The sequence below is a fragment of the Cognatishimia maritima genome (assembly GCF_900129685.1).
Classification (GTDB): domain Bacteria; phylum Pseudomonadota; class Alphaproteobacteria; order Rhodobacterales; family Rhodobacteraceae; genus Cognatishimia; species Cognatishimia maritima.
In genome coordinates, this window is the sequence record NZ_FQWM01000002.1 from 116,996 (window position 1) to 131,145 (window position 14,150).

Consider the following 14,150-nt stretch of genomic DNA (forward strand, 5'->3'; position numbering starts at 1 on the left):
ACGAAATAAAATAGATAAAAAGAAACAAACGCAGACCATGATCTGAAAAATTATCTATAAAAAGGCCAGCCATGCTCGACACACCTTCCCAGCTCCGCACCGACTGGACCCGCGAAGAAGCAGACGCGATCTACAACATGCCCTTCATGGACCTGCTCTATCGCGCGCAGACCGTACACCGTGAACACTTTGACCCGAACCAAGTCCAGCGTTCGAAACTGCTAAGCATCAAGACCGGCGGCTGCGCCGAGGACTGCGCCTATTGCAGCCAATCCGCGCGCAATGGTGCGAAACTGTCGGCTTCCAAGCTGATCGAAGTGGAGCGGGTGATTTCAGAGGCCAAAAAAGCCAAAGCTGGCGGCGCAACCCGCTATTGCATGGGTGCAGCGTGGCGATCTCCGAAGGACCGCGACATGGATGTGCTCGAAGCCATGGTGCAAGGGGTTAAAGACCTTGGGATGGAAACCTGCATGACGCTGGGCATGCTGGAAGATGATCAAATCTTCCGCCTCAAGCAATCCGGTCTGGACTACTACAACCACAATATCGATACCTCCGAACGTTATTATTCCGAGATCATTACCACCCGCACCTTTGCCGACCGGATCGACACGCTGAACCGCGTGCGTGAGGCCGGCATCAAAGTCTGCGCGGGCGGCATCGTCGGCATGGGCGAAAAGCAGATGGACCGTGTCGATATGCTGTTGGCTTTGGCGACCCTTAAAGAGCATCCGGATTCCGTGCCGGTGAATATGCTGATCCCAATTGCCGACACACCGCTGGCGGATGTCGAAAAACTCGACCCTATCGAATTTGTGCGCACCATCGCGCTGGCGCGCATTCTGATGCCTAAATCCCATGTTCGCCTTTCTGCGGGACGCACGGATATGACGGATGAACTGCAGGCCATGTGTTTCTTCGCCGGGGCAAACTCGATCTTTGTCGGCGACACGCTGCTGACGGCGGACAACCCCGAAGAGGATCACGACAGCAAACTCTTTGAAAAGCTGGGCATCACCGCCATGGCCGTGGGATGTGACGGCTCCAAATGACGGCCTTCCCCCGACATGAAGGGGCGCTTGATCAGCTAAGAAAACGGTCCCGATATCGCAGTCTTATGCCCCGCGCCGGGCATGATTTTGCGTCCAATGACTATCTTGGATTGGCCGGGTCTGACCTGCTACGTAAAGCCGCGCAGGACGCCCTATCGCGCGGTGTGCCGGTTGGCGCGGGCGGCTCCCGACTGCTGCGCGGCAATGCGGATGAACACGCTTTGTTGGAGTCTGAGGCGGCAGCGCTATTCGGCACGGAGCGCGCTCTGTTCATGGGCGGCGGCTTTCAGGCCAATACAGCGATCTTCTCAACCTTGCCGGGGCATGAGGACATCGTGCTTTATGACGAATTGATCCACGCCTCGGCGCATGACGGTATGCATCTGGGCCGTGCAATCCGCGCAAATTTCAAGCACAATAATGTGGCCGAGGCTGAACGTGTCATCTTGTCTCTGCGCGATGCCGGGCACACGGGCCGAATCTGGATCGCTATTGAAACCGTTTATTCGATGGACGGTGACCTCGCCCCTATCGCGGACTTTGTTGCGCTGGCGGACAAACATGATGCCGTGCTTGTCGCCGATGAAGCCCATGCCACCGGGCTGCACGGATCGGGCGGGCTAGGGCTGATGCACGATTATGCCCACAAACCCAACATTCTGACGTTACACACCTGCGGCAAAGGTCTCGGTGTCTCGGGCGCCTTGATTTGCGGGCACGCGGCCCTCATCGAAACGCTGATCAATAAGGCGCGCGCGTTTATCTATGCGACGGCCCCTTCCCCGCTGAATGCTGCCCTCGTGCGTGCCGCCCTGCGAAGCCTCGCAGAGACGCCCGACCTGCAACACCGCGCGCAAGAAACCGTCGCCCACGCGCACAAGGAAGCCGCGCGGCTTTGTGGACTGACGGGGTTTCAATCGCAAATCATACCAGTGATCATCGGCGACGACGCCCGCACGATGGAGATCGCCGCAGCGCTGCAGGCCAAAGGCTTTGACATTCGCGGCATTCGCCCGCCCACCGTTCCGCGCGGTACGTCTCGGCTGCGTGTTTCCATCACCACCAACGTCACAAAAGAGACAATCACCCAGATGTTCACCGACCTCGCAAAGTTGCTGGAGCGCGCCGATGTCTAGAGTTGTGGTCGTCGGAACCGATACCGACATCGGCAAAACGATATTCGCAGCCGGGCTGACAAAAGCCTTGGGCGCAACATATCTTAAGCCTGTGCAATCCGGCCTTGAGGGGGAGACCGACAGCCAAACCGTCGCCCGGTTATCGGGCCAGCCAGTCTTGCCCGAACTTGTCCGCCTGAAACTGCCCGCTTCGCCACATATTTCTGCAGAGGCTGAGGGACGGAAAATCGATCCCTCTGAATTAACCTTGCCCGACAGCACCGGCCCCTTGGTTATTGAAGGCGCAGGCGGGTTGCTGGTGCCGATCAACCGCGAATTGCTTTACCTCGATTTGATTTCCGCTTGGCAATATCCGGTCGTTCTATGTGCCCGCACCAGACTTGGCACGATCAATCACAGTCTGCTGTCCGTCCGAGCGCTCAAAGCCGCTGGGTGCCCGGTCATTGGGATTGCCTTTATCGGGGATGCGGAACCCGAGGTTGAGCAAACCATCGTTGATTTTGGCGAAACGAACCACCTCGGTTGTCTGCCAATCTTGAACCCGCTGACGCCAGAGACACTGGCCGACGCGTTCCAAGCGATTGACATTGTTTCTATTCGCGAGGCCATGACATGACCCCGCTTGAGTTTGACCAACACCACCTTTGGCACCCCTACACCAATGTCGCCAAACCCGGCCCGACCTTTCGTGTGTCTGAGGCAGAGGGCGCGTGGATCACGCTGGATGATGGGACGCGGTTGATAGATGGCATGTCCAGCTGGTGGTGTATGCTGCATGGCCACCGGCACCCGGTGATTACCAAAGCGATCCACGATCAGTTGGACCGCCTGCCACACGTCATGTTTGGCGGGCTGACCCATGACCCGGCTATCGAACTAGGGCGCAAATTGCTCGACATGACACCGCCATCGCTGCAACGGATATTTTACTGCGACAGTGGCTCTGTGGCGGTCGAGGTCGGAATGAAAATGGCGGTTCAGTACCAGCATGCCGTCGGGCAACCTCAGCGCACGAAGTTTGTGACAATCCGGTCGGGCTATCACGGCGATACGTGGAAGGCGATGTCGGTCTGCGACCCTGTCACCGGCATGCACCACCTGTTTCAGGGCGCGGTCTCTGTCCAATATTTCATCGACAAACCTTCTGTACGCATCACGGATGACTGGATCGAAGATGACGTCCAAAACGGCCTCGCCCAACTGCGTCAGACGCTTGAGCGGCATGAAGACATCGCAGCCTTTATCCTTGAACCTGTGGTGCAGGGCACGGGCGGGATGTATTTCTTTCACCCCGAATACCTGAATCAGGCCCGCGCCATCTGTGATGCACATGGCGTTTTGCTGATCTTTGACGAAATCGCCACAGGGTTCGGGCGCACGGGCAAGCTTTTTGCAACGGATCACACGACCATCGAACCGGATATCCTATGCCTTGGCAAAGCGCTGACCGGGGGGCACATCAGCTTTGCCTGCACGATGACCAACGACCGCGTTGCATTGGGCATTGGGCACGGAGAACCCGGCATTTTCATGCACGGACCAACTTTCATGGCCAACCCGCTGGCCTGCGCGGCGGCGAAGGCGTCGCTTGATCTGCTGTCAACCGGGGAGTGGCAAGATCAAACGCGACGCATCTCGGACCAAATGAAAACCGAATTGGCCGCAGCGCACACGATGCCCGGCGTTGCGGATGTCCGCGTGCTAGGCGGCATTGCCGTGATTGAAATGGATCATGTGGTTAGCGCAGATAAAGCCCATGGGTTGGCCAAGGAAACCGGCGTCTACCTGCGCCCCTTTGGCAAGAACATCTATACGATGCCGCCCTTTATTTGCTCTACTGAAGAACTCTCTCAGATCAGCGCCGCATTGCTGCGGTTGGCGGGGGAATTGTGATGCAAGCGCGGTGGCTCCAGAGAAACGACGCAAACGATGTGCTGGTCTGCTTTGGTGGCTGGGCGATTGGCGCAGAACCCTTGCAGCCCCTCAAAACGGATACAGACGTGCTGTTCGTTGACGACTACCGTGACCTAGTCGCGCTGCCCGATCTCTCTGGCTACACCACCAGAACCGTGGTCGCCTACTCCTTTGGCGTCGCGGCCTTCGCACATTGGCTGCAAGCCAACGAAGACCCGTTTGACCGCAAGATTGCGATCAACGGCAGCCCGACGCCCATTGACCGACGCCTTGGCATTCACCCCAAGATTTTCGCGCGCACCTGCGAGCATCTCTCACATGAGACGTTCCAAGATTTCGTCGCCCTTTGCTACGGTGAGCCACAGCCAGAACAGCTGATCGATATCGCAGCACGTCATGCAGAGCTTTTGGCTGTTGCCGCCCGAGGCCCTGCGCCCAGCCCTGACTTTGACCGCATTTGGATCAGTTCCGAGGATCGTATTTTCCCGGCGGCAAACCTGAACGCTGTATTTAGGCCCCAAGCCGCGCGCATTCAGCAGATCGACGCATCACATGTGCCATTTGAGCACTGGCAAAGCTGGGATGAGGTGACGGGATGAAAGACCTGACCTTCAGCCCAACTCAGTCAAAGGTTCAGCAAAGCTTTCGTCGCGGCCTTGCCAGTTACCACGAAACAGCGTCTCAGCAAGCGGATATCGCCGAGCGACTGTGCACCTTGTTGCGCCCCATCGCGCCGCCCACACTGCTGAAGGTGTTTGAGTTTGGCATGGGCACGGGCCACCTAACCCTGCCTTTGACACGCAGCTTCAATATCGCTGCGCTTACAGTGAACGACCTTGTGCCTGAATGTGCTGCATATGCGCCTGAATCTTCGCATTTCGTCCCGGGACCTATTGAAGCCGTAGAACTCCCGTCGTCGCTTGACTTGATCTGCTCTGCCAGCACCGTGCAATGGATCGATGACCTTCCCGGCACAATTGCCCGGCTGACGGACGCTTTGACCGAGGGGGGTTTGCTGGCGCTATCGGGCTTTGGGACGGCGCAATTCCATGAACTGCGCGCGTTAGGGTCTACTGCCGCCGCCCCAAGCTACGTCGATGCCGAAGGCTGGCGCGCTATTTTGCCAAGCAACATGACCGTCAAACACCTGAGCCAGGCCCGCAAAGTGAATTGGTTCCCGACCGCGCTCGCCCTGCTTAAGCACCTGCGCGGCACGGGTGTGAATGGCGCAGCCTCGCAGAGTTGGTCAGCAAGCGACTTGAAACGATTTGAGAAAGACTATTGGCAGCGCTTTGGCACGCCGCGCGGGCTGCCTCTGACCTATGATCCGGTCTGGATCATCGCGCAGAAATCCCAATAACTGTCAGGCAAGTCGCGACAAGTGACGCTGCAACACGGACACCGCTGTATCGGTCTGCCGTGACCGCAACGCCTGCATGATAGCCGCATGATCCCTGTCGGTCCGCTCCACCCAATTTTTGCTATAAGTCGCCAACAGGTGCCGCGCACTAAGAACCTGCAGATCATTGATTTCGGCCAGAAGCCGCGGCATGCCGCAGCCGACAAGGATCGCCATGTGAAAACGCCGGTTTTCATACTCCCATGTCACCAGATCGCGCGCGGTGTCGCAGGCCAGCCGCGCTGCTTCTGCAAAATCTTTCTGCGTCGCGGTCAGGCGCGGAATGGAATGGCGCAGGGCCACTGGTTCAAGCGCCAGGCGCATTTCGCGTATTTCCAGAACATCCGCCGGATCAAACGGCGCGACACGTACGCCACGTCGGGGTTGACTGACAGCAAGCCCCTTGGCTTCAAGCCGCAATAGCGCCTCACGCACAGGGACATGACTGACGTCAAATTCCTTGGCGATATGGTCCTGACGCAGCTTTGTATCTGCCACCAATTCGCCCCGCACAATGCGTTCCGTCAGGATCGTTGTAATTTGATCAGAAATCTTGGATTTGGTGTCCTGCGTCATGCCCTACTGTTAGGAAGCACTGCCCAGAGAGGCAAGGACAATCACCGACTAAGGAACATCCGCACGATAGAGCGACACAGGGCCTTCCAGAAGTTCCCGCCAGTATTGTCTGCAAAACTCCCAGACGCGGTCATCATGCACCAAATGATGGGTCAACAGGCCGAATGGCTCCGCATTGTCGGCCTTGCCCTGACGCCGGCGTTTCAGCAGGTCCACAATACGATCCACGATCAGGTCCGGATCAGACAATAGGCGCGCGGGTCGCCAGTAAAGTGGATCGATGTGGGTATTAATTTGTGTCAGGCCCGGTGCGGCTTCGACCTGATCTCTTGGAAAACAGGTCGACAACGCGCGATAGCCAATCTCGGCAAGCACCGGATGAAACGCCTTTGGTACGCGGTTCCAAGGCGGGACAAACATCGGGGCCACCCTGTCGCCCAGCAAGCGCTCCAGCCGCCGCAGCCCTTCTGCGGCTTCTTCGCGACGATCACCGATGGGGCGGTTTTCTCCGAACTCACATTTCGTATCTTCCGCAGGCTGGTGGTTGCGATGCGCCCAGCCGTGGACCACAGGAATAAGATACGGTGTTTCCTGTATGCAGTCGGCCAGCGCCTGCGTCGCATTGCGGGGAATAACGGCCAGATGCACGGGAACTCCGACAGAGTCAGACAGAGCGATTAACCGGTCGAGATTTTCTGATAGGTCGATTGCATCGTCATCACGCCACCAGACCGGCAGCACAAGGTCCTTGCGGTGCCATTTCTTTAACTCTGCGCGCAACGGTGCCCAATCCGGTTGCATGCTCTTGCCCCTCAATTGTCACGTAACCGCAAGGCTGCGGTCGCTCTGGTGTAGCGTGATTGCCTCTTGGGGCCAAGGCGCGTTCGTCTCTACGGTAAATGCGCTTAGCCGCGCGCCAGTTGGCGCAGGTGTCGCGCGCAGCCCTTCAGGGCAGCAAAATCGTCGGTGATCAGATTGACCGAGAAGGATCCAGCCAGGTCAGAAAATCGACCCTTGTCACACATGACATCTGCAAAGTGCAGATTTTTCATAATAGGCGCCACAGACCGTGCCACACCGCCGGTTAGGAAAATGCCACCCTCTGGCATATGCACCAAGGCATGATCGCCGATGACTGCACCAAGCAGCGCGACATAATCGGTCATGGCCGCAACGCAGGCGGCATCACCTGTATGATAGCCAGCGACCACATCCGCAGCGGCGCGCGTTGTTTTCGCATGGAATTCATACAGGTTTTCAATGCCCTGCCCAGCAAGCGCAACCTCAACCGATGGGTACTGCCGCTCTGCCCGCAGCCAATCACAGAGCGCGGCTTGCTCTTTGCGATAAGGCAGCGTTTCGTGCCCAGCTTCGGCAGAAGGGGCCAAGAGCATATCACCAACCTGATGGACCGGAACGAGATTGACCCCTGTCCCCAGGCCAAGCACAAGTCTTGCGCCGCGCGGCTTCGCCTCGCCTGCTTTCAATAGTTGCGTTGTGCCCTCGGCAAGATCATCCAGCGCCAGACCCTGCGCGGGCAGATCGTTGATGACATCAACAATCTTAGCGCCAGTTACGTCTTGCAGCGTTTGCCGATCTATCTGCCAATCAAGGTTTGTAAGCTTGGCAACACCGTCTTTCACCGGCCCTGCCGCCCCTGCACAGGCCCCAATGATGGTGGCTTCTGCATGGTCGGCCAGATAGGTTTCCAGAACGGTCCGAAAATTCGCATTCTCACGGTTGCGAAAACGCAGCGTGGTTTCTGGCAACAACCCTGTGTCATCTGCCAACCCAACGCGGGTATTGGTGCCACCTATGTCAGCAACAAGGAACATATCTGCCATTTGGCCCCCAGAATCTTAGGATGTTAGCGCTATCTTTAGCGCTTCATAAGACATCTTTGGGGTGCGTGCCAGTGTTTCAAAGTCTACATGCACCAGCCCAAAGCGTTTTTCATAGCCTAAGGCCCATTCATAATTATCCAGCAGCGACCAGAACATATAGCCCTTTAGCGGCACGCTTTCGTCCATGGCTCGTTTTGCCGCTGCGACATGCTGATTAAGGTAGTCGATCCGAGCAAGGTCACTCACCTGTCCGTCGACCAAAACATCCGCATTCGCCATCCCGTTTTCCGTCACGAACAATGGTAGATCGCCCGTGTATTCTGCCTGAGTGCGCTTGAGGAAATTGTAGAGTCCATCCGGGTAGATCTCCCACCCCATTTGCGTTTTGGGCAAAGGACCGGGCACCTCTTCGTGGCTGGGCCAAGGATCTGAATTGGGCGCAATCACCTTGCGCGTATAGTAATTCAGCCCACACCAATCGAGGGGCGCTGTAATCGTGGCGAAATCATCCTGGTAGTTGTCAGGCATATGTGCCCCAAGACCGGCCATCACGTTCTTTGGATATTCCCCTTTGAAAACCCCGCCGAGGAAGAACCGGTTGTAGTAGCCGTCATACAACTCTGCCGCTTCCTGCGCTGCAGGGCTATCATCCACCGGTGTCGCCCACTCTAAGTTGAAGACGCCGCCAAGGTTTGACATGCCCAGTGCGCGCATCGCTTGGATTGCGCTGCCGTGGGCCAACAGCACATGATGCATCGCTCGTGCAGTGGCGCGGATATCGCGCATCCCGGGTGCATGATGGCCAAGGAAGTGGCTGAGCCACGCCACACACCAAGGTTCGTTGATCGGTGCGACAGAATACATTCGGTCGCCGATCCGCCCCATAATTACCTCGGTGAAATCGGCAAACCATTTGGCGATGTCCCGGTTGCGCCACCCGCCAAGGTCCGCAAGCGGCTGTGGCAATTCCCAATGGTACAGCGTCGCGCAGGGTTTGAGGCCGTTTTCCAGCATGCTGTCCACGATCCGGTCATAGTAATCCAACCCCTCAGGGTTGGGTGTGCCGCGCCCCTCGGGCAACACCCGCGCCCAACTGGTGGAAAAGCGATACGCATCAAAACCTGCGCTTGCCATTAGCCTGTAATCGTTTTCATAGCGGTGAAAATGATCGCAAGCCAAGGCCCCGGTCTCTGCCCTCACGACATTGCCGGGGGTCGCAGCAAAGCTGTCCCAATGCGTCGCGCCCGCGCCGCCAAATTGGTGCCCTTCAATCTGATAAGACGAGGTTGCCGCCCCAAAGAGAAATTCCTCTGGGAAGTCGCTGCGTTTGAATTCCATTTTACCCCCCGGAAGGAACTGGGCCCGTTGAGCGACCCACGATGAGGTCCGCTTCGAGCAATTCGGTTCTGGGCACCGTTGCGCCCGTTTCAATCATGTTCAGCAGCATCTCTGCCGCGCGCCGCCCCGCATCGCGGACCGACGACCGTGTGGCCGTGAAAAGCGGTTCGTCGATTCCGTTGTTCAGATATCCAAGGTCATCGTCGTGGGTGATTAAAGAAATGTCCTTGCCAAGTTTCAGACCCGCTTCGTGCACGGCGCGCCGTACGCCAATTGCAGTGATCATCGAAGACACCAAAACAGCCGTCGGTGGAGCGTCTGAAGCGAGCATCGCAACCATTGCGTCATGTCCCAGTACCTCTGTCATCTCTCCTTGGAAATGAAAGCTCGGATCAAGTGCAAGCCCCCGATCTGCCAGCGCAGCATCAAGGGCGCGGCGACGCCGATAGGCGAAATCCATCGTCTCCAGGCCATTGATCAAAGCAATCCGGCGATGCCCAAGATCCATCAGAAAGTTGGCAGCCCTACGAAACGCCGAGAAATTGTTTACGTCCACCCAGCTATAGGGCTGCGAGATATCCGACGCCCGCCCATGCACGACAAAGGGCATGCCAAGCTCCAAGAGCAGTTGGATGCGGAAGTCATCCATATGTGGGCCATGTACGATCACACCATCAACGGTCCCGCGACGGTGCATGTCGCGGTAGGCTTTTTCTTCATCCGAGTCCGCGACAACCGAAAGAACCATATCGTAACCATTGCGCGAGTAGGTTTCACCGGTGCCTGCGATAAAGTCGCCGAAAACAGGGTTCACCATCTCGTGTTTGGTTGAGACAGGAATGATATGACCGATCGCCATGGACCGCCCCGTCGCCAACCCTTTGGCACGCGTATTCGGGCGGTAATTGTGCAGCCGCGCGGCCTCCATCACCCGTTCGCGCGTTTTCTGGTTCACTTCGGGATAGCCATTCAACGCGCGACTCACCGTCGTTTGGGACAAACCCAGCAATTCTGACAGTTGTTTCAGGTTCATAGGAATCTCAAAGCGCTTTTGATGGTTTCCCTCTCTTAGTGCGGCTGAGGCGAATGGTCAAAGAAAATCATAAAATATAGGCATTTTCCTATCAAATATGCAGAAATTAGAATCCTATTGACTCTCCCCCCTGTTTTTTGAGATGTTAGCGGTATTCAAAGCGCTTTGGAAACTTTGGCGCGCAGCTTGCATGAAATCCTAGGGAGGGATCATCCATGAAAAATCTGTTGTTGGCAGTTGCCCCTGCGGCACTGGCGGCCAATATGGCTATGGCGGGCGGGCATCTTGCCTTTGTGCCCGGAGAAGGGCCATTTAGCTGGGACTCTTATAATGCTTGGGCAGAGTCAGCCCCTGACCTGTCCGGACAAACCGTAACCGTCGCGGGTCCTTGGCTGGCACCTGAGAACGGCTATTTCCAGAACATGTTGGCGTATTTTGAGACGGCAACCGGCGCAGAGGCGATCTACACCGGCTCCGACTCTTTCGAGCAGCAGATCGTGATTGATGCGGAAGCTGGCTCTGCACCGAACATCGCCGTGTTCCCGCAGCCCGGTTTGGCCGCGTTGATGGCCTCTAAGGGTCAATTGTCTCCGCTTGGCGATGAAATGTCTAACTGGGTGAAAGACAACTATGCGGCTGGCCAGTCTTGGGTTGATTTGGGCAGCTACCCGAATGCCGACGGTAACACAGAGATGTACGGCTTTTTCTTCAACGTGAACGTCAAATCACTTGTCTGGTATGTCCCTGAAAACTTTGAAGATGCGGGCTACGATGTGCCGACCTCTATGGAAGAGCTCAAGGCGCTGACCGAACAGATCGTCGCAGATGGTGAGGTACCTTGGTGCATCGGTCTGGGGTCCGGTGCGGCCACAGGTTGGCCCGCAACGGATTGGGTCGAAGACTTGTTACTCCGCACGCAAGCGCCAGAGGTCTATGACGGATGGGTCACCAACGATATCACCTTCAATGACGAACGCATTGTCGCGGCCATCGAAGAGTTCGGCTGGTTCGCGCGAGATGACGCGAAGGTCGCTGGTGGCGCGGGCGCCGTTGGCACAACCGACTTCCGCGATAGCCCAAAGGGCATGTTCACATCGCCTCCGCAGTGCTACATGCACCGTCAGGCATCTTTCATTCCTGCGTTCTTCCCAGAGGGAACAATGCTGGGTGAAGACGCTGATTTCTTTTACATGCCATCCTATGCCGATAAAGACCTCGGCAACCCAGTTCTTGGCGGCGGTACGTTGCTTGCTGTGACAAGCGCATCAGATGCCGCTACTGCGCTGATGGATTTCCTGAAACAGCCAATCGCGCATGAAATCATGATGGCTCAGCCAGGGTTCCTGACTCCGCACAGCGGAGTGAATTTGGAAACCTATATGGATGACACACAACGTGGCCTCGGTGAAATCCTGCTGGGCGCAACAACCTTCCGGTTTGACGGGTCTGACCTGATGCCGGGCGGCGTAGGCGCTGGCAGCTTCTGGACCGGCATGGTCGACTATGCGGCTGGCACCAAAACGGCAGCAGAAACCGCGACTGCGATCCAAGACAGCTGGGACGCCCTGAAGTAACCCCGCTGTAAATCAGCGCGCCGAAGCGCTGCTTGCACGTGCGACCTGACTCATTGCCCAGCGTAAAAGTTGGGTCGCACACCCTCGGTCCTACGGGCCAAACCCCCATCGAGAGGCATTCCCATGCATCCAGCAATCCTGGGCATCCTGACCATCGCCCTCGGCGTTGGCGCTTGTGTCAGCTACTTTTTCCTGTCCAACCTGTTTCTGGACAAGGTGCTTTTCCCGCCTCGTGGACCAAACGCAGGCCGTAATATCAACCGCGCGAACCTAATCCGCCCTTGGCTGTTCCTGTTCCCAGCGCTGTTTGTTTTAGGGCTGTACCTCGCATACCCGGTCTTTGCGACGCTGTGGCTATCCGTGACCGAACGGACATCCAGCGGCAACGTCTGGGTTGGCTTTGAAAACTACGCCCAGATGTTGGGCGAAGAAAAGTTCTGGGAAGCCATGCGCAACAACATGCTTTGGCTGATCGTTGTGCCCGCGGCCTCTACCGGCTTTGGCCTTTTGGCCGCGCAGCTGACCGACCGGATCAGTTGGGGCAATATTGCGAAGTCCCTAATCTTTATGCCGATGGCGATTTCCTTTGTCGGTGCTGCTGTGATCTGGAAGCTGATCTATGACACGCGGCCTGAAGGCACAGATCAAATCGGTCTACTGAACGCGCTTTATTTGTTCTTTGGCGGCGATGCTCCGCAAACGTGGCTTACGCTGCCCTTCTGGAACAATTTCTTCCTGATGGCGGTCTTGGTCTGGATTCAAACCGGCTTTGCCATGGTGATCCTATCCGCCGCTTTGCGCGGCATCCCGGAAGAAACCGTTGAAGCGGCGATTGTTGATGGCGCGAACCCGTTTCAGGTCTTTTTCAAGATCAAAGTCCCCCAGATCATGGGCACCATCGTCGTGGTCTGGACCACAATCACAATCATCGTCCTCAAGGTCTTTGACATCGTTTTTGCGATGACCAACGGCCAATGGGAGACACAGGTTCTGGCCAATTACATGTATGACAAAATGTTCCGCGCCAACGATTGGGGCGTCGGATCGGCCAGCGCGATGATCATCATGTTGCTGGTGACTCCGATCCTTGTCTGGAATGTCCGCAACGCCCGCAAGGAGATGCGCTGATGAACAATATCGCTGGCACCAAATCCTCCCTGACATGGGCGGTCCATATCTCGGTCGCGGTGCTTGTCATTGCATGGCTTTTGCCAACTGTCGGGCTGTTTGTGTCCTCTTTCCGGACCGCCGACCAGATCGCGACAAGCGGTTGGTGGAAGGCACTGTTTTCGCAGGAACAAACGCTGAGCCTGCGGGCGGCACCTGCGGAAGAGCAGGTTCAAGTCGGCAACCTTTATGTGATCGAAGGTCAGATTTTCGAATCCGAAGCGCGCCCGGAAATTCAAACTTGGGGCATCTCATCGCGCGCCGTTGACGCCTTTATCCCCGGTGACAGCGCAGAATTGCGCGGCGGCGGGATCTTCACACTTGATGTGGACGGTACATACCGAATTGAGAACACAGAACCCTTTGACGTTAGTCGCGGGCAACGCGTCTTTATCACCGCGGAAGTGCCGCCAGAGTTCACGTTGAATAACTACTATACGGTTGTCTTTGACCCCAACAATATCGAGGGCATGTCCAAGGCGTTTATCAATACGCTGACAGTGACGATCCCGGCGACCATCATCCCGATCCTTATCGCGGCCTTTGCGGCCTATGCGTTGGCATGGATGGAGTTTCCGGGGCGTGCGTTATTGATTGCCGCTGTTGTCGGCCTGCTGGTGGTGCCTTTGCAATTGGCGCTGATCCCGCTGCTGAAGTTCCACAACGATATCGGTATCGGCAAAGGCTATATTGGCGTCTGGCTTGCGCACACGGGTTTTGGCATGCCGATGGCGATCTATTTGTTGCGCAACTATATGGTCGGCCTGCCCCGCGATATCATCGAAAACGCGCGCGTAGATGGGGCGACAGAGTTCCAGATTTTCATCAAAATTATCCTACCGCTCAGCTTCCCGGCCCTAGCCAGTTTTGCGATCTTCCAGTTCCTTTGGACGTGGAACGACCTGCTGGTGTCCTTGGTGTTCCTGATCGACTCGACCGGTGAAACCACTGTGATGACCAAGCAGATCGTCGAAATCTTAGGCACCCGTGGCGGCAATTGGGAAATCCTCGCGACAGCGGCCTTTGTATCGATCATCGTGCCACTGATTGTCTTCTTCGCAATGCAAAAATACTTGGTGCGCGGCATGTTGGCCGGCTCCGTGAAATAACAAGGATA

Annotated in this window: 14 protein-coding genes; 9 read left to right on the top strand and 5 right to left on the bottom strand. The window is 56.7% G+C overall.

From position 1 onward, the window contains the following. Positions 1-71 precede the first annotated feature (71 nt). From bioB to BUA39_RS06010, 6 genes are read left to right on the top strand one after another with little or no spacing between them, the layout of a single operon-like run. Positions 72-1,052, top strand: a complete 981-nt coding sequence (gene bioB / locus BUA39_RS05985) for a biotin synthase BioB (protein WP_072791949.1) — start codon at positions 72-74, stop codon at positions 1,050-1,052. Then, positions 1,049-2,188: an 8-amino-7-oxononanoate synthase gene (locus tag BUA39_RS05990; protein ID WP_072791950.1), complete on the top strand. Its 1,140-nt coding sequence runs from the start codon at positions 1,049-1,051 to the stop codon at positions 2,186-2,188. The genes bioB and BUA39_RS05990 overlap by 4 nt, the downstream gene beginning before the upstream one ends. After that, the gene (bioD, locus tag BUA39_RS05995) at positions 2,181-2,804 is read left to right on the top strand and encodes a dethiobiotin synthase (protein WP_072791952.1); all 624 of its coding nucleotides are present in this window, start codon (positions 2,181-2,183) and stop codon (positions 2,802-2,804) included. The genes BUA39_RS05990 and bioD overlap by 8 nt, the downstream gene beginning before the upstream one ends. Continuing rightward, positions 2,801-4,081: an adenosylmethionine--8-amino-7-oxononanoate transaminase gene (bioA, locus tag BUA39_RS06000; RefSeq protein WP_072791954.1), complete on the top strand. Its 1,281-nt coding sequence runs from the start codon at positions 2,801-2,803 to the stop codon at positions 4,079-4,081. The genes bioD and bioA overlap by 4 nt, the downstream gene beginning before the upstream one ends. Next, positions 4,081-4,701 carry a pimeloyl-ACP methyl esterase BioG family protein gene (locus tag BUA39_RS06005; RefSeq protein ID WP_072791956.1) on the top strand — a complete coding sequence of 207 codons (621 nt, stop codon included), beginning with the start codon at positions 4,081-4,083 and terminating at the stop codon, positions 4,699-4,701. The genes bioA and BUA39_RS06005 overlap by 1 nt, the downstream gene beginning before the upstream one ends. After that, positions 4,698-5,462 (top strand): methyltransferase domain-containing protein, encoded by a 765-nt coding sequence (locus tag BUA39_RS06010; protein WP_072791957.1) that lies wholly within the window; start codon positions 4,698-4,700, stop codon positions 5,460-5,462. The genes BUA39_RS06005 and BUA39_RS06010 overlap by 4 nt, the downstream gene beginning before the upstream one ends. A 3-nt stretch (positions 5,463-5,465) precedes the next feature. On the opposite strand, the gene BUA39_RS06015 is transcribed toward BUA39_RS06010, so the two are convergent. From BUA39_RS06015 to BUA39_RS06035, 5 genes are all read right to left on the bottom strand, one after another. After that, on the bottom strand, positions 5,466-6,077 hold the full coding sequence (locus BUA39_RS06015; protein WP_072791959.1) for a GntR family transcriptional regulator: 612 nt from the start codon (positions 6,075-6,077) through the stop codon (positions 5,466-5,468). 48 nt (positions 6,078-6,125) lie between these two features. After that, positions 6,126-6,878 (bottom strand): polysaccharide deacetylase family protein, encoded by a 753-nt coding sequence (locus BUA39_RS06020; RefSeq protein WP_072791960.1) that lies wholly within the window; start codon positions 6,876-6,878, stop codon positions 6,126-6,128. Between the two features lie 104 nt (positions 6,879-6,982). Next, on the bottom strand, positions 6,983-7,921 hold the full coding sequence (locus BUA39_RS06025; protein WP_072791962.1) for a glucokinase: 939 nt from the start codon (positions 7,919-7,921) through the stop codon (positions 6,983-6,985). A 15-nt stretch (positions 7,922-7,936) separates the two neighbouring features. Continuing rightward, entirely contained in the window at positions 7,937-9,259 is a 1,323-nt protein-coding gene (locus tag BUA39_RS06030) for a GH1 family beta-glucosidase (RefSeq protein ID WP_072791963.1), read from the bottom strand. Position 9,260: 1 nt separating this feature from the next. After that, complete coding sequence (locus BUA39_RS06035) at positions 9,261-10,292, bottom strand: LacI family DNA-binding transcriptional regulator (RefSeq protein ID WP_072791965.1); 1,032 nt, start codon at positions 10,290-10,292, stop codon at positions 9,261-9,263. Between the two features lie 215 nt (positions 10,293-10,507). Between BUA39_RS06035 and BUA39_RS06040 the strand changes: the two genes are divergently transcribed. From BUA39_RS06040 to BUA39_RS06050, 3 genes are all read left to right on the top strand, one after another. Continuing rightward, positions 10,508-11,866, top strand: a complete 1,359-nt coding sequence (locus BUA39_RS06040; RefSeq protein WP_072791966.1) for an ABC transporter substrate-binding protein — start codon at positions 10,508-10,510, stop codon at positions 11,864-11,866. A gap of 123 nt (positions 11,867-11,989) precedes the next feature. Beyond that, entirely contained in the window at positions 11,990-12,994 is a 1,005-nt protein-coding gene (locus BUA39_RS06045; protein ID WP_072791968.1) for a carbohydrate ABC transporter permease, read from the top strand. Then, the gene (locus BUA39_RS06050) at positions 12,994-14,142 is read left to right on the top strand and encodes a carbohydrate ABC transporter permease (RefSeq protein ID WP_072791969.1); all 1,149 of its coding nucleotides are present in this window, start codon (positions 12,994-12,996) and stop codon (positions 14,140-14,142) included. The genes BUA39_RS06045 and BUA39_RS06050 overlap by 1 nt, the downstream gene beginning before the upstream one ends. The last annotated feature ends 8 nt before the right edge of the window (positions 14,143-14,150 follow it).